This window comes from Paraburkholderia nemoris (assembly GCF_905221015.1).
Lineage (GTDB): Bacteria > Pseudomonadota > Gammaproteobacteria > Burkholderiales > Burkholderiaceae > Paraburkholderia > Paraburkholderia nemoris.
Map to the genome: position 1 here is coordinate 70333 of NZ_CAJNBO010000026.1, position 22814 is coordinate 93146.

Below are 22814 nucleotides of genomic sequence, written 5' to 3' on the forward strand. Positions count from 1 at the left end.
AACGCGCGACGCCCCCCGTTTCTCGTCATGTAGCTGCCTGGTTTGCCTGCTTACCTTCAGCCGTGAGCCACTTGGCCATTCTTCGCAGATTTTGCGCAGTTGCTGCCATCAGAAACTCATCATGGGCACCGCTTGGACTACGCAGTCGCAAGCGATCAAGTTTGAGAATGCGCTTGAGGTGAGCGAAGAGCATTTCCACCTTCTTTCGCTGCCGGCGCGACTGTTTGTATTCGGAGGTTGCCGCGATGCGTCGAGCCTCATCGCGGGCGGCTTCATGGATGCTGCGCGTGATTTTGCGAAACGACATATTCGGGCAGCATTGATTCTTCATCGAACATCGGTTGCAGTTCTTTTCGCTCGATCGATACACGATAGTGTTGGCTTTCGTGATGTGCGTGCGTGGATTCTTCAGTGGACGCCAGTCGCTGCGCAGCGCGTTCCCCGCAGGAAATCGATACTCGTTGGCCTCTTCATCCCAGATGAATTCGCTACGGGAGAATGTATTGTCCTTGCGCTCTGTTTTATCCCAGACTGAAACGTGTGGCTCAATTTGTTTCTCTTCAACCATCCAGCCAAGCAGTGCTGCTGTGCCGTATGCGGTGTCACCTACCAGTCGGCGAGGCTTCAGCCCCCGTTGGTGTTCAACACGATCGATCATTGTCCTGGTTGATTCGACCTCTTGTGACCGGTTCGCCGGCGTCGCTTCAACATCCACAATGATCCCTGCCTGCAGATCGATCAGGTAATTCGTCGAGTAGGCAAAGAACGCAGGACCGCCTGGAGCGGCCGTCCATCGTGCAGCAGGATCGGTCAGGGATATCTTCTTTGGAGGCGCCGAAGACGATGCTGGCTCAAACGTATCTGCGGCCACCGGATTGGCTTGCTCCAGTGCCTCAAGATATTCCCGCACAGCGCGGCTCTGGCCGTCGGCACGTCCCCAGTCGATAGGCTCGGTTACCGGCACTCCGCGCGCAGGACTCGCGTCAGCCTTGATGATGCTTGCGTCAATGGCGAATCCCTCGCCCTTGACGAGGCCTTCGGCCATGCAACGACTCAGCACAGATTCGAATACGTGACGCAACAGGTCGCTATCGCGAAAGCGCCCGTGACGGTGCGCAGACACGTGAAAATATGGCACACCATGCTATAAATATGGCATATCATGCTACAACGTCGACGGCCTGAATTTAGTCGGCGGGATTAGCTGATCCGATAGGACACGTGGCCGGTCAGCCCGCACGACGCATGCAAACCAAACGATACGGCTTGGTGGATTACGTGTTTTTCGTAGGAAGGTCTTTGCTGGCCCGGTGACGCCGCACAGGGCATACCCGGATCACGTGTCGGACCAAGACATCGACGAGCAGGAAATCGCGCATTGCCCAGAAGCTCTCGTCGGCTGGTGTGCGAACCGGCTTTGAGGATGAGCAGTTTCTCCACGCGAGGATTTGTCAGATCCAGGAGGCATGTCATGACAGGAGCAAGACTCGGCATCGCAATGCTGCTGATTGCAAGCCTTGCGGGATGTCATTCCGGGCCAAAACTGAATCAGGCAGCGGGCACTGGTATGGGTAGCACAGCTGGCGCGCAGACGACCAATGTCTCGCCAGCTCAGGTCGACGAACTCAACAACCCCAACGGGCAGCTTGCGAAACGCAGCATCTACTTCGACTTCGACAGTTACACCGTCAAAAGCGACTATCAGCCTCTCCTGCAGGCCCACGCCCAATATCTCAGAAGCCATCCAAACCGGCACGTACTGATCCAGGGTAATACCGACGAACGGGGAACAACGGAATACAACCTGGCGCTCGGCGAACGACGCTCCGAAGCGGTGCTCCATGAACTCGAGACCCTGGGTGTACCCGACTCGCAACTGGAAGCGGTCAGTCTCGGCAAGGAAAAACCTCTGGCGATGGGTCATGATGAGGCGTCCTGGGCACAGAACCGGCGCGCCGACCTGGTTTACCGCTAGTGGGGCGAGCCATATTCCTGAGTGCCGGCTGTTGCGGGCAAGTCGGGTCATGCATGGCCGGACGCGGAAAATAGCCTGCGGTCAAAGACCGATGAACCAGGTCTCGACATCCATCTCTTCAGCCCAGATCTGGACGTCGAGTATTTCGTGCAATTCGACGGGTTCGCCGTGATAGATGCAGCAGAAGCCGTGCGCCGTGCGGTAAACGATCACCCATTCTGGCGCCGGTTCCGGCTTTCCCACGCCCATCCCTCCTGAAACCTGTTTCAGGTAGTCGAGATGAAGAGCCTTGCCGATACGCCTGCGAAGGCCGTCCAGATCATGTGTCAGTTTCATTGCCAGCTCCTTTGGCGTCGCGGTCGGTCTTTTTCTTTTTTCCTTTCCTGTCAAACGAGTGCACTACGCCTCGACGGGGTCGACTTTCAGCGTGCCCCGGAAATATCCTGATGCTACTCGCAACAGCATCCGCAATGTGCTCCTTGGCAATCACCCCGAGCACGCGAACGGGGCCGCGTCCTTCCTGTCGCCCCACAACGACTGCCATCGCGGCGTGCTGCTTCCACAGCCGGGTAATGACCCCGAACGCGACATCGTTTTCCTGAACGACGATGAAATTGCGCTGCGCGAGTGTGCCGAGCAGGATATCCGGAGCGCCCTGGCTCACGGCTCTGCGCAGCCCGGTATTGATGCGCAGAACGCCGTGAATCTCATCTGCCCTCGTGATCACGACATGCCAGAAAGCGGCGCCTCCCGTACGGGCAAGCACGTCGTGAAATGGCACGTGCTCATCGAGCACGAAGACGTCAGTTTCCATGACCTGTGCCGCGCTCTGTACAAGGAACATGTTGGCATGAAGGGCGTTGGGAATCGGGTGTCCGCGCCGTACAAGCTTGAGTGTGTAGATGCTTTCGGGCGACAGTAGCCGGCGGGCACCCAGGCTGAAAGCCACCGCGATAATCATGGGCAGCACGATGTCGTAGTCTCGCGTCATCTCGAAGACCATCGCGACCGCGGTCATCGCAGCACCGGTGCCGCCACCCACCATTGCGCCCATGCCCACCATCGCGAAGGCGGGCGCGCTTACGGGTGCCCCGGGCAACGCCATGGCAACGACGGACGCAAATGACGCCCCGAGCGTCGCGCCGATAAAAAGCGACGGGGAAAAAACGCCACCCGACGAGCCAGAGCCCAGGCTGATCGATGTCGCCAGTGTCTTGCAAAGCGCCAGCAACAGCAGGAAGGCGCCACCCTGCAGTTGCCCGTACAGCGTGGCCTGAATAGTCGCGTAACCGACACCTTCGACGTAGTAGTGGCCCGCATAGCGCCATAGCAGATACATGGTCACGCCGACAATCAGCATCCCGAAGGCATGACGCCCGTAACGTCCCGGTATCCGGTCAAACCCATCTTCGGCCCAATGCAGCGCACGGATCAGCAGTGCGGCGGCCGCTCCCGTCACGGCGCCGAGTAGCGCATAGAGAATCAGCGTCAGGGCACTCCCTGGCTGGTTCGGGATGGCACCCAACTGCGCGGGGACAAAGAACGCAGGCGCGGCACCGAAGAATAGCCGGCCCAGAAAGGTCGCCGTGCCTGTTGCAATCGCCACGGGCAAAAAGGTGTTGACGCTGATTTCCGGCATCATCAGTTCAGTGGCGAACAGCACGCCGCCGATCGGTGTATTGAAGGTTGCGGCAATGCCGGCACCTGCTCCCGCCGCAACCAGAGTAATACGCTGACCGGCCGTCATCGTCACCAACTGACCGAGCGTCGAACCGAGCGCCGACCCGATCTGGATGATCGGCCCTTCGCGCCCCACGGCTGCACCGGAGCCGATCGCCAGTGCCGACGCGATTGATTTCACAACGGCCACGACGGGGCGGATTACGCCGCGTTTGTAGTAAATCGCGTCCATCACCTCCGGCACACCATGTCCCTTCGCTTCTGGGGCAAACGTGCTCACAATCCAGGTGACCGCGAATCCGCCCACGACAGGCACGAGAATGACAAACATGCCCCACGGCGCAGCGGGCGTGAAGCGGCTGGCGTCGTATGCAAACGAAAGATGCCCGAGGAAGAACACGTTGTGCACCAGTCCAATCAGTCCCCGGAACACTACCGCGCCAAGGCCAGTCACGATACCGACGATGAACGCGAGGAAGCATAACGAGTACAGGGCGACTGGCATGACGGAATCGTCGTCAACATGGCTGACTGCGCGCGGCTGTACCGGTGCGACTTTCAAGTGGCGTGCATCGCTACCGGTGGCCTGGTCAGGCCGGCGAGCTTCGTCGGTCATGGCTTGTCGTCCCCAGAAGGACTACATGTAAACCTGCTGATGTCATGCATGTCTGGCCGGGCCTTCCGGACATCGTGCCCAGCTTCACTACGATCCAGAAAAGCATACAACCGGTCATCCGGTGCCGCGTATCTCGCCTTGTCCTGATTGAGTATCCACTCAACTGGTGCGATCCGTCCGTTCCACCATCGCCGTCGTTTCGTCCGAGTCCAGCACGTCCCTCATTGCGTGCAACATGAAGACTGCGCTCCAACTGACTGCCCGCAGGACACCCCGGCCAAAACCGATCACGTTCCGGCCAGCTCCGATGTTGCCAGGCGCCTGACAGCACCCAGAATCCGCCAGACTACGGCAACAGCCACGCGTTGTTCTTACAGCCAAACCGGCTCGCAGGCTTGCGTGCAATTCCATGGTAGTACACCGCATAGGGCACGAAACTGGTCGCAGTCAGCGAAAACAGGAATGTGTTTGCTCTGAACCCGGTTCAGTAGATCACGAGATTGATGCCGATGACGGCGAGCGGCGCAACGATTAACGCGTCCGCAAAGGCGAAATGGCCGCCGGAGTGCCTCTGCCTGGCGTGCAGGAGACGTGCTCGTGAGGCATGTCCGCCCAGTCGACCCGTCTGGCCGATATCTGCTATTTGCCTGTGCCGGCGAGCGTGGCGCGGATACGCTCACGTAGCGATATCCGGCGCTGTCGCTCGTTTTCAACTCCGATCAGGTGTTGATATTCCGTCGAGGCGGCGACTCCAGGGCGCGCGAGGCGTCTGAGCTCGGTCCATAACGCGCGGATCGTCGCATCACATCGGGTGATTTCGATCTCGGCCGCCTGGACCTGTTTCAGGAGATCATCGAATTTCTGATCACTCATCTGTCATTCCCCGTGCGCCGTGTGGACAACACGAGGGCGCACAACAGCACCAGACTCTGAAACACAGCAGAAACAAACCCGGTTGGTCAGAACGGACCGGGCAGCTTCCCGGATGAACTCTCCCCGGTTGGGGCGGATGGCACGACATCGGGTGCGACGTGAGGCTTGCTGTAGCGCTCCGACAACGCCTCGTAAAGAGCAGGTGCAAACAGTTTCGAAACCTGGCTGGCTATCAATGCAGTGGCCATCAGCGAGATAACGAGCGCGTGCCCATTGATCATCTCGATCACAATCACAAAAGCTGTGATCGGGCTTTGCGTCACCGCCGCGAGGTAGCCCACCATGCCAAGGGCAATCAGCATGGGCAACTGCATCTGACCAAACAGCAGGTGCAATGCGTTGCCAATGCCTGCGCCGATCGCGAGCGATGGCGCAAACAGGCCACCCGGTGCGCCGGGCAGATACGATCCAACCATCGAGGCCATCTTGAGCGCTGGGTATCCAGCGCCCAGTTGCGTGCGTCCTTCCAGCATCGCACGCGCTTCGGCATAGCCGCTACCGAACGTGTGGCCACCCGACGCCACGCCGATCACGGCGACGACCAGGCCACACGCGGCCCCAAATGCCACCGGCCGGTTACTGCGCCAGGCGCTCACCGACGTGGGCATCCAGCGTTTGGTGTTCAGCAATAGCCAGCAGAACACGCCACCGGCGACGCCGGACACCGCGCCGATCAACACCACCGCCGCCGCCAGCAGATCTGGAAAGCGGCTGCCGACGTCGATCGTTCCGAAATACGTATAGTTCCCCTGTAAGCCCAGCGAAACGATACCGGCGAAGATGATCGCAGTAATCAGCACGCCGCTCGTACGCTGCTCGAAGCTGCGGGTCAATTCTTCGATCGCGAACACCACGCCTGCGAGCGGTGCATTGAACGCCGCCGACAAACCCGCCGCGGCACCGGCGAGCGCCAGCCGCCGTTCCAGTTCGATGCCCCGGATGGCCCGGAATCGCTGTGGATAAAAGCGTCGCAGGTTGAACATGAGCGCGGCACCCACGTGGATCGTCGGTCCCTCCCGGCCGATCGTGAATCCGCCGAGTATTGAGAGGAACGAGATCACAATCTTGCCGACGAGGATCCTGATACTCAGCAGACGTGGCGCAAGATCGCCGCTGTCATGGAGTGTGGCAATGACCTGAGGGATGCCGCTGCCTTCTGAGCCAGGAAAGTAGCGCCTGGTAAGCCACACACCCAGAGCGCCGATTGCCGGGGTGACGGGAAGCGGCAGCCACCAGTACCGCGTCGCATAGCGCAGGAAGGCGTCATAGCCGATATCAATCAGTTTCGCGTAGAAAACGGCGACCAGCCCGGTTGCGATGGCACCCAGCCAGAATACGCCGTAATGCAACCACAGCCGTCGCGCGCGCTGTATTGCGCGTTTGTCAATCGATGCCGCTACACCCATTCTGCCGCCGCAAATATCAAAGTATAAGCGATATGGCACACTGTGACATATGTGGAGCCGGGCAACTGCGGCAGCTCAGCTACCGGCGCCGGTGTAAACGAGGGTGCTTACTGTCTGCCTGCTCCGAGGAATACCCAACCGAACGACTCCATCTCGGACTTATGCATCGCCGCCAGCTTCAGCAGACAGCGCTCGCCCTTCGCCGTGAGATGCACCTGGACCTGACGACGATCTATCCGGTCTGGCTTGCGAATCACGAGGCCGGCCGCTTCGCAGCGGGAGACAAGTGCCGCAGTTCCATTCGGGGCGGCCTGCAGGCGCTCGGCGAGCTCGCCGACTGTTGCCCATTGACGCTCCGGAAACCCTCTGACATGGAGCAGGAGCTGGTATTGCAACGGCGTTACGCCTTCTGCGTGTGTGATCTCCTCCGAGAACCGGAGAAACTGCCGCAGCTGGTAACGGAATTCGGACATCGCCTCCAGATCCTGCTTGCCCGGTATCTTGACGATGGCGCCTTTGCGGGAGTTCATCCCACCTCCATAAAATTCGACAACCTGTTGAAAATATGTCACCTTGTGCCTAAAATTCGAAGTGACATTCACGCGCCCGGATACGGTGCGCGAGGTACTGCGGTGCGGCAGCGAGCAACCGTTTGCCGTGCCCATATGCTGCCGGCATTTACGGAACTTTAAAACGTCTGAACCCGAGGACGCTGATATCAACGTGCTGCCCGGTTTGTCTGTTCGAGCAGTTTCGACATCTCGTCCGTGTGGGAGCAGTAGATGATTCGTTACTTTGCATGCGCGTTCGTTGTCGCATCGGCAACAGTCCTGCCGGTTGCGGCCGTCGCAGGCGCGCAAGGTGTCGTGCGGGTTGCAATGCTGGAGTTCCCTGATCTGGAGGGCGTTCCAGCTGAATCGACCCTCAGCCGGAGCAACATTGAAAACATCGCCTTGAGTCCGGGACGATACCGCTCACCTTCTGTTATCAACGGTCCTAACTATTTCCCCGCGTTGCGACGCTACGAACACCAGCATTTGCAGGATCACCAGCGACTACAGGGATACGATTTTGGCACTGGCTGGAGCGTGAAACCGCGATAGTTAGCGTCAGCCTCCACCCCCGTGTGACGGCGAGACTTCATGCCTGACGGGATCAGCCACCGGAACGCTCGCCTCAGCTCCGCAGCCCCTTCTGTGCCGTACCAGCGGCCGTGCGCGAGGATGACACGCTCCGGGTCCCATCCGATCATCTTTTCCATGGCGAGTCTAAGATCGTTTCTGTTCGAGGGAAGTGCAAACAGCAGCCGCATATCGCGCGGCATCTGCCCGTCAGGATGTCGCACGCCCCCGACGAGCGTCAAAACACGCGCAACACAGGAATCAAGTCTCTCCACTTCGAAGTTCTCTATCAGGTCGGTCAGGATCAGGGTTCGCGAGCTTCGATGAAAGAACACGATCTCCGTAAAATGACGACCTGCAACGGGCAAGGTGGCCAGATCTGGCTCCCATTCGTAGTCTGTGATGCCGTTCAATGGCAGACGATGGTTGCCGCGCGGGTTCGACATCTTATCCTCGCCACCTGGGGCCGCATATACCAGTGCGTCTGGATACGCTGCTGCCCAGTCCTGAAGCCACCGGGAGTGCAACCGGTTGATGCCGATGAGCCAGCGCGGCGTGCCAACCTGCGCCACTGCGGCTTCAAGGGAAGCGGTGAGTCGGGTCGGAGAATGAATGAACAGTTTCCGCCCGGGAGTTCGCACGATCGTCATCCTGGTCGAAAAGGCCATCCTTTAGCAAGGCACGCCGAACCGGATCGCAGGGCCGTCCACGACCCAGACGTCTGGCCCAACCTCCTTCATCGTGTCAAGTGGCGGATACGTCACTGCCGGCTTTGCGCGACTGTCCATTGTCCCCGAGGCGATCGGCTACCTCTATCACGCTCTTCTCTTGCAGGAAATCGGTATCGATTCAGACTTGCTGAGGCGTTGGGTCTTCGATGGGCCAAGGTCTTTTATAGTGCAGCACGCGTTCCGTGAAGCTGGACTGTTGCCGGAAGAGCTGAAAGAGCCTCGGGAGCCTGACCAATTTACGTATTGCTGGCGAAGGCGCACTTTCGGAAACGGCTGCTAAGAAACGGACCCCGCCATCAGTGGCGCGATCAAGTTGCAGAAGAGGCGAAGTGTCGGAGCGACTACTGCCGAACGAGCGCGGTGAGCCGCTCGTGGAATTGTTGATAGCGCATTGGCGTACATCGCATATTGGCTGGAAAGCGTCTGATGCATCGGATGTCTTCTGAAACGAACCAGTCGGCAATCATAGATGCCACATCCGCGATAAACGCATCGGCGGCCTTCTGAGAGTCTCCACGATGATCGTCGAATACTTCTCCAGATCCGAGATAGTCGCCCGCGCACATGATTCCTGCTCGGGCAACAGCATGGCCCGTGTAAGTCATCGGAAATAGCTCCGGTATGCCCGCTGGACGTTGTCTCAATTCTTCGGCTACGTGACGTGGCATCAATTTGTCGATGACCTTGTCGGCGATCAGTTGGTTGATTTGTTCGACCGTTGCCTGATCGGCATCAAGCTTGTCGTAAATGTTCGTGTCCAGGACAATTGTGATCATTCGAATCCCGAGAAGCCGGTGAAATAGCAAGTCTTCCGCTTGGAAGCTGAACCGCTGGGCGATTTTGAGTTCGTCAAAGAAGCGCGGCGAATCCAGTAGTTCGCTTGTCATTCCCTGGGCTGGAGCTTGCGAGGGCGGTTATTTCGGTAGTACCCGGTTGGTACTTGGACGTTGTGATGAATACAGCCGTCTGCGAACAGCTTTGCCAGCGATGTAGAACCAGAGCAGGGTGCCAGCTCGCCAAAGTCTAGCGCGACTTTCTTCGACAGGGCTTCAAGTTGAACGCGCTCTGACCAAGTTGGCCTGCGCTCCGTCGCCTTCGCCAGCGTGGCAGCGGCGCTCTCGTCTCTTCCATCAGTCGAACAGTAAACGTGTTCAAGTTGGAGCGAATATTCCCCGTTGCCGACGGATCAAGGGATTTCCCTGGGTGAATGATTGCAAAGGAAATTCGAGGAATTTGGTCGTCGATCAGCCCGTTCGTGGGTGAGCGATGTCCAGTTTGACGGTGGCAAGAATCTACGAGTAGCACCCTGTTTTAAAAGGGAATTGTTGAAATTCGCCAGGGTTTTGCTGCAGCGCAAGGTTCAGGCTCAAGTGAACAAAGTTCAAAGTTAAGCGAATCTCGACAGTCAAAGCGACATCCCTTCTTGAATTTGTCACCACCCGTCCATATAATTAGCACTCGCTGCACGAGAGTGCTAACAACATCGCCGGTTGGCTCAGCCAGCCGGGTTTTCTCAGCGTTCTTCAGTCTCAATCAAGAGAGGAGTATGTATGAACCTTCGTCCTTTGCATGATCGCGTGATCGTCAAACGTCTGGATCAAGAAACCAAGACCGCGTCGGGCATCGTGATCCCCGAAGCCGCAGCAGAAAAGCCGGATCAAGGCGAAATTCTGGCAGTCGGCCCGGGCAAGCGTGACGACAAAGGCGCACAAATCGCCCTCGACGTGAAAGTTGGTGACCGCGTCCTGTTCGGCAAGTACGCAGGCCAGACCGTCAAGGTCGACGGCAACGAACTGCTCGTGATGCGCGAAGAAGACATCATGGCCGTGGTGCAGAAGTAAGCGCCAGTCGCTACTTTTCCCGGTCATATCCCAAAGAATTCAAGGAGTTAGAAGATGGCAGCTAAAGACGTCGTATTCGGTGATTCCGCCCGTGCCAAGATGGTTGAAGGCGTGAACATCCTCGCGAACGCTGTGAAGGTCACGCTGGGCCCGAAGGGTCGCAACGTTGTCCTGGAACGCAGCTTCGGCGGCCCGACGGTCACGAAGGATGGTGTTTCGGTCGCGAAAGAGATCGAACTGAAAGACAAGCTCCAGAACATGGGCGCACAAATGGTCAAGGAAGTTGCTTCCAAGACCAGCGACAACGCAGGTGACGGCACCACGACCGCAACGGTTCTGGCTCAGTCGATCGTCCGCGAAGGCATGAAGTACGTTGCATCGGGCATGAACCCGATGGACCTGAAGCGCGGTATCGACAAGGCTGTGTTCGCAGCGATCGAAGAACTGCGCAAGATCAGCAAGCCTTGCACGACCAACAAGGAAATCGCTCAAGTCGGTTCGATCTCGGCAAACAGCGACTCGTCGATCGGCGACCGTATCGCTGAAGCGATGGACAAGGTTGGCAAGGAAGGCGTCATCACCGTTGAAGACGGCAAGTCGTTGCAAGACGAACTGGACGTTGTCGAAGGTATGCAATTCGACCGCGGCTACCTGTCGCCGTACTTCATCAACAACCCGGACAAGCAAGTTGCTGTGCTCGAAAACCCGTTCGTGCTGCTGCACGACAAGAAGGTTTCGAACATTCGTGACCTCCTCCCGGTCCTCGAGCAAGTCGCTAAGGCTGGCCGTCCGCTGCTGATCATCGCAGAAGACGTCGAAGGCGAAGCGCTGGCTACGCTGGTTGTGAACAACATCCGCGGCATCCTGAAGACTGTTGCTGTCAAGGCTCCGGGCTTCGGCGATCGTCGTAAGGCCATGCTGGAAGACATCGCGATCCTGACCGGCGGTCAAGTCATCGCTGAAGAAACCGGCCTGACGCTCGAAAAGGCAACGCTGGCTGAACTGGGTCAAGCGAAGCGCATCGAAGTGGGCAAGGAAAACACGACGATCATCGACGGCGCTGGCGAAGCAGCAACCATCGAAGCACGTGTGAAGCAAGTTCGCACGCAAATCGAAGAAGCTACGTCGGACTACGACCGTGAAAAGCTGCAAGAACGCGTGGCCAAGCTGGCTGGCGGCGTTGCAGTGATCAAGGTCGGTGCTGCGACCGAAGTCGAAATGAAGGAAAAGAAGGCACGTGTCGAAGACGCACTGCACGCAACGCGCGCAGCTGTGGAAGAAGGCATCGTTGCTGGCGGCGGCGTCGCACTGATCCGTGCACGTACGGCAATCGCTGGTCTGAAGGGCGCTAACGCCGATCAGGACGCAGGTATCAAGATCGTGCTGCGCGCGATGGAAGAGCCGCTGCGTCAGATCGTCACGAACGGTGGCGAAGAAGCCAGCGTCGTGGTGGCAGCTGTTGCTGCTGGTACGGGCAACTACGGCTACAACGCCGCAACCGGCGAGTACGTCGACCTGGTTGACGCAGGTGTCGTGGACCCGACGAAGGTGACGCGCACGGCGCTGCAAAACGCAGCTTCGGTCGCTGGCCTGCTGTTGACCACCGACGCAGCTGTTTGCGAACTGCCGAAGGAAGATGCTCCGATGGGCGGCGGTATGCCCGGCGGCATGGGCGGCATGGGCATGGACATGTAATTTCCGATTGAGCCTCACTTGGCCTCGTTTGAGGCTCAGTTGGAAACACATGGGGAGGTGCGTCGCGAGGCGTACTTCCCAGAACAAAAAACCCGCAGAAATGCGGGTTTTTTGTTTTGGGGCAAGCAGCTAGGTGATCCGGTATTACGAGCGCTCCACGCAAGCGAGATTCGTGAGGTGGTTATCGCGCAAGTAAGTAAATATATTCGCCACGCTTTCAGCCGGCGTCAGCGCTGCGGTGTCTATTTTCAATTCAGGATCGGCCGGCGCTTCATAAGCTGCTGATACGCCAGTAAACGACGCGATTTCTCCGGCTCGGGCTTTGGCGTAAAGACCTTTCGGATCACGATCGGCGCATGTATCGACCGAGGCGGAAAGATAAGTCTCGATGAAGTTACCGGCGCCAATAATTTCGCGCGCCATCGCTCTGTCTTCACGCATTGGCGAAATAAGCGCCGTGATGACGATGAGACCTGCGTCGTTCATCAATTGGGCGACGTGCGCCACCCGGCGAATATTTTCACGGCGATCTTTCTGGTCGAAGGAGAGGTCGCGCGCCAAGCCGTGGCGAATATTGTCGCCATCGAGTACATAGCATGCGCGGCCTAGTGAAACGAGTTGCTGTTCGAGTTCGAAAGCAATGGTCGATTTACCGGCCCCGGATAATCCGGTCAGCCAGATCGTGACTGGTTTCTGGCGGAATATTTCCATCCTGTCGCGGGCGGTAATTGAGCCTTGGAAACGTTTCAGGAAGGCGTGAGACTGTCCCATTGTGATTTCCGCTCGCTTTCAGACGCAGTGTGAACGCTGCCGCCAGACTCCGGCGTTTTGCAGGGGCAAGTGTCGATTTTCGACCATGACACGAGCGCCGTCCGAAGGGCCCACGGGCAGGGGGATGGGAGTCGGCGAAGGCATGGGGGATATATGACAGTTTTACGAAATGTAAAGTTTAGCTTGGCGATAACGCCGATGCTGTAACGTTTGATTACAAGTTCAAACGTATGTTGGCGTGATGAAAGGGGCGGCGGGTCCTGCCGGTTTCGCGAGAAAGTCGAGCCCGGCCGTGTGCTGAGACGAGGTCTGAGGGAGAGATCAGGGGCAGGGCGTGCCCGCAGGCGCGGAGCTTTCCAGGTCGAACATCGGTTAAGACGGAGAAAGGCGAGGTGGGGTCAAGCCTTCCGGAGGCCTGTCTCTCAAAACAAAAAACCCGCAGAAATGCGGGTTTTTTACCGGGGCTGTCGGGTCGCCACTGAAGTGGAAACGCTCGTCGGGCGCCTGCCGCTTGCGCAGCAGGCGCTTCGAGCCGTCAAATCAATGCCGCGCCTCGCCCGGTGCCGCGTCCTTGCCCGTTGCTGGCGGCGTGTCGTCGTCGCTGCTGCGGGCCCAGAAAAAGCGGTCCGGCAGATAGGCGCCCATGCCCGGCCGAAACGCGTTGCGCATCGCCTGATACAGATACTCCTGCGCCTCGCGCACGGCTTCCGCCGGCTCCTGGCCGTTAGCCAGCAAGGCGGCAATCGCGGCGCCGAGTGTGTCGGTAATGCCCATGATCCGATGCGCGCCACGGTCCCACATATCCTGGCGCAGTTGGCCGTCTTCGCTGAACAGCGTATTAACGAGCCGATGCGTGCCGGTTTCCGTCGACAGAATGTATTCGCAGCCTTGCGACAGCAGATGCGAAATCGCAGCGTCGAGGCTCGGTGCTTCGGCGTCGCCGTCTGGCTGGGCGAGGGCGAGCAGTGTGGCCGAATCGGCGACCAGCAAGGTGGTTTGCGGCGCCAGCAGGTCGGCGATCGCTTCGCGCAGTTCGTCGGCGGCGAGCACGTGTTCGTCGTCGAGCGTGAAATCGGGGGCGAGGATCAGCGGGATGTCGTCGTAATCGGCGACCACCTCGGCAATTGCGCTGACCACTTCCGCGCGTGTGCATGCGCCGACCTTGAAGGCAGCGATCGGCATGTCTTCAAGCAGCATCCGGGCCTGGGTCGCAACCACTTCGGGATCGAGCCCGGTAACTTCATCGCAGCTTGCCGAGTCGCGCACGGTATAGCCCGTGAGCACGGAGACGCCATGGCAGCCCATGCTGGCAAGGGTCATCAGGTCTGCTTGCAGGCCGGAGCCGCCGGTGGGATCGGAAAGGCCGAAGGTGAGGACGATCGGAGGCGTATCGCTGGGCATGAAGATTTACAAAAAGGAGCTGTATTTAGGCGCAGAGGGTGCGCAATCGGCTCAATTATGCGGCCTAAACTGTCATGAGGGCGTTTTTTCGCATTCTTCGGCAGGTTGCCGCAAGCCAGCAGCACATAACCGGCAACCAGGCGCGACCCCGCGCGCAAGCGCCGGCCAAACCGACGCAACCCTCTAGCCAAAGGCCGCTGCACATTACGATTGCGCGTTTCTGATCGCTAGGCATTGGGGCGGCAACACGGTACCATCATGGCTCCCGTTTCCACGGACTCTAAGACGCGACACAAGAATGGAATATCAAAGCTGGATGTGCCTGATTTGCGGCTGGATTTACGACGAAGAAGCCGGTTTGCCGGACGAAGGCATTGCGCCGGGCACACGCTGGGAGGACGTTCCCATTAACTGGACCTGCCCGGAATGCGGCGCGCGCAAGGAAGACTTCGAGATGGTCCAGATCTGAGGTCCGACGGCAAACGGCGGTCTCCCGCTGAGCGCCACGCCGTGCGGTTGCGGCGCGGCGTTTGCAGGGGGCGTCGGCCGGATCGAACGCGATTCATGCGCTCGGCGCGCAACCCCGACGCGGCGGCGCGGAACATCCCCGGTTGCACCGTGTCGCAGCGGTAATCTGTCAATGTCCTGTCGCCAGTTCGCGCGTTAGCCGATCAGTCTCTCGTGCAGCGTCGAAGCGGCGGCCCGTCAGCTTCCTGTCGCCTGCCATGACTCTTCGATCCGCTGCACCAGATTCCTTCGATGCATTGCCCAATCCGCGCGGCGGCGCTGTCCGCACAGCGGAGCTGGCGCTGGCAGAGGCGTTGCTGGCGTTCGAACAACACAGAGAGAGCACTTCGGCGCTGCTGCGTGCGTCGCATGCGTTGCGCGAGGCCGGCTGGCTGAGTGCGCAGCGCTTCGCGGACGCGCTGGTGCGGCTCTCGCCTCTGGCCGAAGGCGATCCGGCTGACGAGGAGAGCGCGCGGCGCGTGTTCGGCGTGGCATTGCACGATTTCCGCGCGGCGCTCGAGCGCCACAATCTGCGCGAGCTGTCCTGCTCGTCCACGCTGTTCCATCACTATCATGCGCTGTGTGCTCATCTGTCGGAGCACACGCCGGGTTCGACCGTCGCATTCGAAGATCTCGCGCTGAACGCGCGCCCGGTGCCGCCGGTGTCGCTGCATACCCAGTCCGCGGATCAACTCGCCCATTTGCGGGCGCGCTACGAGCGCGCACTGCTGCCGGTATTGCGCTCGCAGCCGGATAGCAGTGGTGCTGCACTCGCGTTCACGAACGCGGCGCTCGACGAGCTGGACGCCGTCTTTGCCGAACTCGCCGGCCCGGACCCCTATGATTTCTGGCGCCTCGCCAAAGCTTGTGCTAAGGCGCTGCGCGTCAGCGGCCGCGCCACTGGCGGTGCCGACGCGCGGCGTTTCTATGCGCGCTGCAATCTCACGCTGGCCGACCATGCGCACGGCATCGAGCGCGCGCCGCGTTCGCTGGTGCGCGCGACGCTGGCGCTGTTGTGGCGCGATTACGCGCTGTTCGGCGCTGCAGCGGAAGACGCCGATCAGGTCGAAGTGCTGCACGACTATGGCTTGACGGTCGATTGGCACGTCGCGGGCACCCAGGCATCCGAAATGCTTTGGGAAGCGGGCGCCGTACAGGCGCAGGCGGTCAGCGCGACCCGCAGCACGCTGACGCGCGAACTGGGCGTGTTGGCCGTCAACGCGCATGCGTATGAAGATTTCCTGCAAACGGCCGATGCCTCGATTTCGGCGCTGACCGAGCACGCCCGTGCGGCCGACCAGCCGGAGAAAGCTGATCCGAGCGAAGCGTTGCAGGCGGGCGACGCCGCCTACCGGCTCGGTGCCGCCGCGTGCGCGCTGGGCCTCGGCCATGTGGCGCTGGTTGCCGATGCGCTCGGGCTCGCGTGGCGCCGCCGCGCGCACGCCGGCGTATCGACGCCGGCGGTGCGCTCCCATGTCATCGTCGGTGCACCAGCGGCGAGCACGCTTGAGCAGGCTGCCGAAGCGCTGCGTGCGATGCTGCACAAAGTCGCCGCGGGCGTCGCGCCGACAGGCAGCAACGCTGCGCTGGCCGCATTGACGCGTTCGATCGAGCAGGGCGGCGCCTGAACGGCTGGCTGCGGTATCAATCAGCAGCATGCCCTGTGCGCCGGCACGCATCCTTGCTGGCAAAAGCGGGGCGCAATGTTCGAACCCGGAGGCACGCGATATGCGTGCCGTAAACACCGCCGAGTGCACCATGGACAAGGCCTGCGTGCGTGATAGAGTGCAACTTGATTCGCCGTCGATGGCTCGCGGCGCACTTCATCGCGCACATCGCGGTCCCGCGCTCAAAGCCCGCCATCCCGCACCGTCTTTGCTAAAATCCGAACTATGTCCAAGAGTACCGATCGCATCAATCTGACCAACCAGTTCCTGATCGCCATGCCGAGCATGGCCGATCCCACGTTTTCAGGAACGGTGGTCTACCTTTGCGATCACAGTGAGCGCGGCGCGCTCGGCCTCGTGATCAACCGGCCGACCGATATCGACCTGGAAGCGCTCTTCAGTCGCATCGATCTCAAGCTCGAGATCGAACCCCTTCTCCATGTGCCCGTGTATTTCGGCGGCCCGGTGCAAACCGAGCGCGGCTTCGTGCTGCACGATCCGAAAGACGGCAATGCCTATACGTCGTCGATGTCGGTGCCGGGCGGGCTTGAGATGACCACGTCGAAAGACGTGCTCGAAGCCGTTGCGAGTGGCACCGGTCCGGAGCGTTTTCTGCTGACGCTCGGCCATGCCGGCTGGGGCGCGGGTCAGCTCGAAGAAGAGATTTCGAAGAACGGCTGGCTTACGGTTGAAGCCGACCCGAAAATCGTTTTCGACGTGCCCGCCGAAGAGCGTCTGGAAGCCGCGCTCGCGCTGCTCGGCATCTCGCTGTCGATGCTGTCGGGCGAAGCAGGTCACGCTTGACTGCTCCCCTCCCTAAAGGAAGGGGATTCCCACTTCACAGACGGCAACCCAACTTCATCTCAAAGAGACATGGGACTTACGCTTTCTCCATGGGCTGACGCCGCCAGTCCGGCGGCCAAAACATTGCGCGCAGCGTTGATGTCGCGATCATGGATGCTGCCACATTCCGGGCAGGTCCATGCGCGGATATTCAGCGGCATCTTGACCACTGTATGTCCGCAATCGCTGCATCGTTTGCTTGACGGGTACCACTTATCGATGCCGACCAACGAGCGTCCGTACCACTGCGCTTTGTACTCTAGTTGCCGGGTGAACTCGGACCAGCTTGCATCGCTGATCGACTTTGCAAGGCAACGGTTCTTCTGCATGTTGCTGACGGCAAGGCTTTCGATGGCGATCACTTGGTTTTCGTTTATCAGCCGGCTCGAAAGTTTGTGCAGGAAGTCCCTTCTGGAATCTGCCGTCCTGGCATGCATTCGTGCAACTTTGAGCTTCGCCTTCATGCGATTGGCGGAACCCTTTTGCTTCTTCGCTAGTCGCCGTTGCAGCTTGGCGAGCTTAGCCTCGTTCTTTCGGAACGTGTTAGGGGCCGCGATCTTCTCGCCGGTAGAAAGGATGGCGAAGTGCGTCAGACCTAAGTCGATGCCAACTTTGCCGGATACCTCTGGCTTTGCTCCTACCGCGTCATCGCACAGTATCGAGACATGGTATCTGCCCGATGCGTCTTTCGACACCGTGACGGTCGTTACCTGCGCTCCCTTCGGGATAGTGCGTGACCATCGAATCGCAAGCGGCGCATCCATCTTCGCGAGTTTCAATGACGCACCATCCCACTTGAAAGCGCTCGTCGTGTACTCGGCAGACTGCGCGCCGTCCTTGCGCCTGAAATTCGGATACTTCGCGCGCTTGGCGAAGAAATTCGCAAATGCCGTTTGCAAGTGGCGCAAGGCCTGCTGCACCGGAACCGAACTGACTTCGTTCAGCCATGCGTGCTCGGGTGTTTTCTTGAGCGCCGTAAGCGCTGCGGAGGTTTCGTGATATCCGACTCGTTCTTGGCGCTGATACCACGCATCAGTACGCAACCGAAGCATGTGGTTATAGGCAAAACGCGCGCATCCAAACGTCCTAGCAAGAATCGCTTCTTGCTCAGCCGTCGGGTAGAACCGGAATCGGTATGCTCGCTTAATGTCCATGATTCACACAATATCATGTGTTTGTGTGAGATTGAAAATCCGGAGAAGCAGCCTCGCGGCTGCGCTTCTTTCACTCCCCGCCCCTTAGGGACGGGGTTTCTCGGAGCAGATCTGATGAAAGGTGACGCATGAGTCTGCGGGACGGACGTGAGGCGACGCTGCTTGCGTTCGATTACGGTGAAAAGCGGATCGGCGTGGCGGTGGGCAACTCGCTCACCCGCAGCGCACGGGCGCTTGTGATCGTGCAGAACCGCAGCCGCGAATACCGTTTCGAGGCGATCGGCAAGCTGATCAGCGAGTGGAAGCCGGACGCGCTGGTGGTCGGCTTACCCATGCACCCGGACGGCACGCCGCACGAAATGACCCAACTCGCGAAGCGCTTCGGCAATCAGCTGAATGGCCGCTTCAATCTGCCGGTGACATGGATCGACGAGCGCTATTCGTCGGTCGAGGCGAAGGCGGAAATCCGCGCCGGCAACGGCCGCGCCGACATGCTCGACGCCGAAGCCGCCAGCATCATCCTCCAGCAATATCTAGACGGACTTTCCGACGATCATGAGTTCCATTGACGCCGAAGCGCTTTATTGCGCCGTGCTCGAACAGGTTCGCGCGGCGTATGGCGACGCCTTCAGCGCTGCCGATGGCCCCGTGCTGGCCGGCATCTACAGCGGCGGCGCGTGGCTTGCCGAGCGCCTCGCGCGCGATCTGAAGGCGCCGAGCTTCGGCGTGGTGAATGTCGCGCTGCATCGCGACGACTACGCGAAAAAAGGCCTGCACTCGCAGGCAAGCCCGACCTCGCTGCCGTTTTCCGTGGACAAGCGCCGCATCGTGCTGGTGGACGACGTGCTGTACACCGGCCGCACGATTCGCGCGGCGTTGAACGAGCTGTACGACTACGGCCGTCCGGCATCGGTCGAACTGGCGGTGCTCGCCGATCGCGGCGGACGCGAGTTGCCGGTGGCGGCGCGTTTTGTCGGCGGCGTGGTGGATGTGCCGGCCGATGCAACCCTCGTCCTCGCCCGCGAAGCAGGCGGCGCCGATGGCAATCAACGTTTCACCTTTCACACCGAAGCACGCGTCGATTGAACGCAGCTTTGCGCATTGAGCAAGGCATCGACGCCGAACACGTTGAAGCCCGTATTTGAAGCAGGTACCCCATGAACACCGCCACCCAGGCCCCGCAGGATTCCACCGACAGCGCCACCGAGCGCTTCCGTTATGGCTTCCTGAAGGGCAATCCGCAGCTCACGAAGAACGGCGAGCTCAAACATCTGTTGTCGATCGAAGGTTTGCCGAAGGCGATCGTCAATCACATTCTCGATACCGCCGACCAGTTCGTCAGCGTGACCGATCGCGAAGTGAAGAAGGTGCCGTTGTTGCGCGGCAAGTCGGTGTTCAACCTGTTCTTCGAGAACTCGACGCGCACCCGCACGACCTTCGAGATCGCCGCGACGCGTTTGTCGGCGGATGTGCTGAATCTGAACATCAACGCTTCCTCGACGAGCAAGGGTGAGTCGCTGCTCGACACGATCAACAACCTCTCGGCGATGCATGCCGATATGTTCGTTGTGCGTCATGCCTCGAGTGGTGCGCCCTACCTGATCGCCCAGCACTGCGCGCCGCACGTGCACGTGATCAATGCCGGCGACGGCCGTCACGCACACCCGACCCAGGGTCTGCTCGACATGTACACGATCCGCCACTACAAGAAGGATTTCACGAATCTGCGTGTGGCGATCGTCGGCGACATTCTGCATTCGCGGGTTGCGCGTTCGGACATTCATGCGCTGACCACGCTCGGCGTGCCGGAAGTGCGCGCGATCGGTCCGCGCACGTTGCTGCCGGGCGGTCTGGAGCAGATGGGCGTGCGCGTATTCCACAACCTCGACGAAGGCCTGAAAGACGTCGACGTGATCATCATGCTGCGTTTGCAAAACGAGCGGATGAGCGGCGCGCTGCTGCCGTCGGCACAGGAGTACTTCAAGAGCTGGGGTTTGACGCCGGAGCGCCTCGCGCTCGCCAAACCCGATGCGATCGTGATGCACCCGGGGCCGATGAATCGTGGCGTCGAAATCGATTCGCAGGTGGCCGACGGTCCGCAATCGGTGATTCTGAATCAGGTGACGTTCGGCATCGCGGTGCGCATGGCGGTGATGGGAATCGTCGCGGGCAATCACGATTGATCTCGCCACGGCGCGCACCCACACACGCACCAACGCACGCACCAGCACACGCACCAGCACACGCGACAAGACACGCAGAACTTAGCTGAACGCTTGGCTAAACATTAAGGCAGCGCATGAAGATTCATATTCAAGGCGGCACGCTGATCGATCCGGCAGCGGGCACCGAACAGCACCAGGACATTTTTATCGCAGCGGGCAAGATCGTCGCCATCGGCAACGCGCCAGCTGATTTCATCGCAACGAAGACGATCGACGCTAAAGGCCTTCATATCGCGCCGGGTCTCGTCGACCTGTCCGCGCGCTTGCGCGAACCGGGCTACGAACATAAGGCGACGCTCGAATCCGAAATGGCCGCGGCGCTCGCTGGTGGCGTGACGAGTCTCGTGTGTCCGCCGGACACCGATCCGACGCTCGATGAACCGGGCCTCGTCGAGATGCTCAAGTTCCGCGCGCGCAATCTGGACCAGGCGCATGTGTATCCGCTCGGCGCGTTGACCGTCGGCCTGAAAGGGCAGGTCATCACCGAGATGGTCGAGCTGACCGAAGCGGGCTGTATCGGTTTTTCGCAAGCCGATGTGCCGGTGGTCGACACGCAGGTGTTGATGCGTGCGTTGCAGTACGCGAAGACTTACGGCTACACGGTGTGGCTGCGTCCGGTCGATGCCTATCTCGGCAGGGGCGGCGTGGCCGCAAGCGGCGCGCTGGCGTCGCGGCTCGGGCTGTCCGGCGTGCCGGTGTCGGCTGAAACGATCGCGCTGCACACGATCTTCGAACTGGTCCGCGTGACCGGCGCACGGGTGCATCTGTCGCATGTGTCGTCGGCGGCGGGCATTGCGCTGATGCGCGCGGCCAAGGCCGAGGGCTTGCCGGTATCGTGCGACGTCACCGTGAACCATGTGCATTTGATCGACCTCGATATCGGCTACTTCGACGCGCAGTTCCGGCTCGATCCGCCGTTGCGTCAGCAACGCGATCGCGAAGCGATCCGTGCGGGCCTCGTCGACGGTACGATCGACGCGATCTGCTCCGACCACACGCCGGTCGACGACGACGAAAAGCTGCTGCCGTTCGCCGAAGCCACGCCGGGCGCAACGGGGCTTGAGCTGTTCCTGTCGCTAACAGTCAAATGGGCCGACGAAGCGGGCGTGCCGTTGGCCAAGGCGCTGAACCGCATCACCACGGCGCCGGCTGACGTGCTGAAGCTGGAGGCGGCGGGCCGCATCGCCGTGGGCGCCGTCGCCGATCTCTGCGTGTTCGACCGCAACGCGTATTGGCGCGTCGAGCCGCGTGCATTGAAGAGCCAGGGGCACAACACGCCGTTCCTCGGCTATGAACTGCCGGCGCGCGTGCGGGCGACCATCGTGTCCGGTCACGTCGCGTTCGAACAGCGCTAATATTCGCGGCATTGCCCAGTTAGTTACGGAAAGCTCCGACCATGAAGCTCGCATTACGCAAGGCCCGTCTCGTCGCCCATCTGCTGCATGGCATGTGGATCGTTGCGACGCGCTTTTCCAAGGTCGGTGCGGATGGGCGGCAGACGCTCAACCGCGAATGGTCGCTGAAAATGCTGCGTCTATGCGGCATGCGGCTCGTCGTTCATAACGACAGCGCGCGGCTTGACCGCGGTGCGCTGGTGGTCGCCAATCACATCTCGTGGATCGACATCTACGTGATCAATGCGTGGCGGCCCACGCCGTTTGTCTCGAAGGCCGAGATCCGGCAGTGGCCGGTGGTCGGCTGGCTGGCGCAGCAATTGGGTACGGTGTTCATCCAGCGCGAGAAGCGCAGCGACGCGAAGCGGATCATGCATGAGCTTGCCGACCGTCTGGGCGCGGGCGAGCTGATGTGCGTGTTTCCTGAAGGGACGACGACGAACGGTCTGGCGCTACTGCCGTTTCACGCGAATATGTTCCAGGCTGCCGTATCGGCTTCAGCGCCGGTGCAGCCGCTGTGCATCATGTATGAAGATGCGCAGGGCCGGCAATCCACCGCGCCCGCGTATATCGACGATCTGACGCTGGCTGATTCGCTGAACATGCTGTTGAGCGGCGGGCCGTTGACCGCGCACGTGTATGTCGGCGCGCCGCTTGCGCCGGGTGCGGATCGGCGCACGCTGGCGGCCGAGGCGGAAGGGGTGATTGCTGCGGCGTTGCGGGAGATGCAGGGCGGCATGACGAGGTCTGGTGCCGCTATCGCGGCGTCGATTGCATCGCCCAGTGCCTCTGACGCCTCCAACGCCGCTCCGGCGCTGATCGAACCCGTCGATCAATCCGGCCGGTCGGCTTAG

Annotated in this window: 21 protein-coding genes and 1 pseudogene; 11 read left to right on the top strand and 11 right to left on the bottom strand. The window is 60.3% G+C overall.

All coding sequences use genetic code 11. From position 1 onward, the window contains the following. Window positions 1–25: 25 nt before the first annotated feature. Window positions 26–1120: pseudogene (locus KHO33_RS31760) on the bottom strand (transposase); the annotation flags it as partial. 351 nt (window positions 1121–1471) lie between these two features. On the opposite strand from KHO33_RS31760, the gene pal reads away from it, so the two are divergent. Further along, window positions 1472–1975, top strand: coding sequence for a peptidoglycan-associated lipoprotein Pal (gene pal / locus KHO33_RS31765; RefSeq protein WP_200566659.1), 504 nt, complete (start codon window positions 1472–1474; stop codon window positions 1973–1975). An 81-nt stretch (window positions 1976–2056) separates the two neighbouring features. Here pal and KHO33_RS31770 read toward each other — a convergent pair whose 3' ends face one another. From KHO33_RS31770 to KHO33_RS31800, 7 genes are all read right to left on the bottom strand, one after another. Next, window positions 2057–2311 (bottom strand): hypothetical protein, encoded by a 255-nt coding sequence (locus KHO33_RS31770; RefSeq protein WP_200566658.1) that lies wholly within the window; start codon window positions 2309–2311, stop codon window positions 2057–2059. Beyond that, on the bottom strand, window positions 2295–3986 hold the full coding sequence (locus KHO33_RS31775; RefSeq protein WP_236074731.1) for a chloride channel protein: 1692 nt from the start codon (window positions 3984–3986) through the stop codon (window positions 2295–2297). The genes KHO33_RS31770 and KHO33_RS31775 overlap by 17 nt, the downstream gene beginning before the upstream one ends. A 924-nt stretch (window positions 3987–4910) precedes the next feature. Beyond that, window positions 4911–5144, bottom strand: coding sequence for a hypothetical protein (locus tag KHO33_RS31780; protein ID WP_200566656.1), 234 nt, complete (start codon window positions 5142–5144; stop codon window positions 4911–4913). An 86-nt stretch (window positions 5145–5230) separates the two neighbouring features. Then, entirely contained in the window at window positions 5231–6610 is a 1380-nt protein-coding gene (locus KHO33_RS31785; protein WP_200566655.1) for a chloride channel protein, read from the bottom strand. A 107-nt stretch (window positions 6611–6717) separates the two neighbouring features. Further along, window positions 6718–7140 (bottom strand): MarR family winged helix-turn-helix transcriptional regulator, encoded by a 423-nt coding sequence (locus tag KHO33_RS31790; RefSeq protein ID WP_200566654.1) that lies wholly within the window; start codon window positions 7138–7140, stop codon window positions 6718–6720. Window positions 7141–7655: 515 nt separating this feature from the next. Beyond that, window positions 7656–8381 (bottom strand): DUF4336 domain-containing protein, encoded by a 726-nt coding sequence (locus KHO33_RS31795; protein ID WP_200566653.1) that lies wholly within the window; start codon window positions 8379–8381, stop codon window positions 7656–7658. A 422-nt stretch (window positions 8382–8803) separates the two neighbouring features. Beyond that, window positions 8804–9349 (bottom strand): hypothetical protein, encoded by a 546-nt coding sequence (locus tag KHO33_RS31800; protein ID WP_234480710.1) that lies wholly within the window; start codon window positions 9347–9349, stop codon window positions 8804–8806. A 663-nt stretch (window positions 9350–10012) separates the two neighbouring features. Between KHO33_RS31800 and groES the strand changes: the two genes are divergently transcribed. After that, complete coding sequence (groES, locus tag KHO33_RS31805; protein ID WP_007178996.1) at window positions 10013–10303, top strand: co-chaperone GroES; 291 nt, start codon at window positions 10013–10015, stop codon at window positions 10301–10303. A 54-nt stretch (window positions 10304–10357) separates the two neighbouring features. After that, window positions 10358–11998: a chaperonin GroEL gene (groL, locus tag KHO33_RS31810; protein WP_054041672.1), complete on the top strand. Its 1641-nt coding sequence runs from the start codon at window positions 10358–10360 to the stop codon at window positions 11996–11998. 144 nt (window positions 11999–12142) lie between these two features. Here groL and cysC read toward each other — a convergent pair whose 3' ends face one another. Further along, window positions 12143–12769 carry an adenylyl-sulfate kinase gene (cysC, locus tag KHO33_RS31815; RefSeq protein ID WP_200566652.1) on the bottom strand — a complete coding sequence of 209 codons (627 nt, stop codon included), beginning with the start codon at window positions 12767–12769 and terminating at the stop codon, window positions 12143–12145. A 540-nt stretch (window positions 12770–13309) separates the two neighbouring features. After that, the gene (locus KHO33_RS31820) at window positions 13310–14170 is read right to left on the bottom strand and encodes a hydroxymethylpyrimidine/phosphomethylpyrimidine kinase (protein WP_054041676.1); all 861 of its coding nucleotides are present in this window, start codon (window positions 14168–14170) and stop codon (window positions 13310–13312) included. 298 nt (window positions 14171–14468) lie between these two features. Here KHO33_RS31820 and KHO33_RS31825 point away from each other — a divergent pair, with 298 nt between their 5' ends. The 3 genes from KHO33_RS31825 to KHO33_RS31835 all read left to right on the top strand — a co-directional run bounded on the left by KHO33_RS31825 (window position 14469) and on the right by KHO33_RS31835 (window position 17148). Continuing rightward, the gene (locus tag KHO33_RS31825) at window positions 14469–14639 is read left to right on the top strand and encodes a rubredoxin (protein WP_006047743.1); all 171 of its coding nucleotides are present in this window, start codon (window positions 14469–14471) and stop codon (window positions 14637–14639) included. 256 nt (window positions 14640–14895) lie between these two features. Continuing rightward, complete coding sequence (locus KHO33_RS31830) at window positions 14896–16305, top strand: hypothetical protein (RefSeq protein ID WP_200566651.1); 1410 nt, start codon at window positions 14896–14898, stop codon at window positions 16303–16305. 264 nt (window positions 16306–16569) lie between these two features. Beyond that, window positions 16570–17148: a YqgE/AlgH family protein gene (locus tag KHO33_RS31835; RefSeq protein WP_054041678.1), complete on the top strand. Its 579-nt coding sequence runs from the start codon at window positions 16570–16572 to the stop codon at window positions 17146–17148. Window positions 17149–17207: 59 nt separating this feature from the next. On the opposite strand, the gene tnpB is transcribed toward KHO33_RS31835, so the two are convergent. Next, window positions 17208–18341, bottom strand: coding sequence for an IS200/IS605 family element RNA-guided endonuclease TnpB (gene tnpB / locus KHO33_RS31840; protein ID WP_200566650.1), 1134 nt, complete (start codon window positions 18339–18341; stop codon window positions 17208–17210). A gap of 128 nt (window positions 18342–18469) precedes the next feature. On the opposite strand from tnpB, the gene ruvX reads away from it, so the two are divergent. The 5 genes from ruvX (at window position 18470) to KHO33_RS31865 (ending at window position 22814) form a co-directional block, all read left to right on the top strand. After that, window positions 18470–18910, top strand: coding sequence for a Holliday junction resolvase RuvX (ruvX, locus tag KHO33_RS31845; RefSeq protein ID WP_200566649.1), 441 nt, complete (start codon window positions 18470–18472; stop codon window positions 18908–18910). After that, complete coding sequence (gene pyrR, locus KHO33_RS31850; RefSeq protein ID WP_200566648.1) at window positions 18897–19427, top strand: bifunctional pyr operon transcriptional regulator/uracil phosphoribosyltransferase PyrR; 531 nt, start codon at window positions 18897–18899, stop codon at window positions 19425–19427. Before ruvX ends, pyrR begins: the two co-directional genes overlap by 14 nt. 71 nt (window positions 19428–19498) lie before the next feature. Further along, the gene (locus KHO33_RS31855) at window positions 19499–20524 is read left to right on the top strand and encodes an aspartate carbamoyltransferase catalytic subunit (RefSeq protein ID WP_200566647.1); all 1026 of its coding nucleotides are present in this window, start codon (window positions 19499–19501) and stop codon (window positions 20522–20524) included. Between the two features lie 116 nt (window positions 20525–20640). Next, window positions 20641–21921 carry a dihydroorotase gene (locus tag KHO33_RS31860; RefSeq protein ID WP_200566646.1) on the top strand — a complete coding sequence of 427 codons (1281 nt, stop codon included), beginning with the start codon at window positions 20641–20643 and terminating at the stop codon, window positions 21919–21921. A 41-nt stretch (window positions 21922–21962) separates the two neighbouring features. Next, window positions 21963–22814: a lysophospholipid acyltransferase family protein gene (locus KHO33_RS31865; RefSeq protein WP_200566645.1), complete on the top strand. Its 852-nt coding sequence runs from the start codon at window positions 21963–21965 to the stop codon at window positions 22812–22814.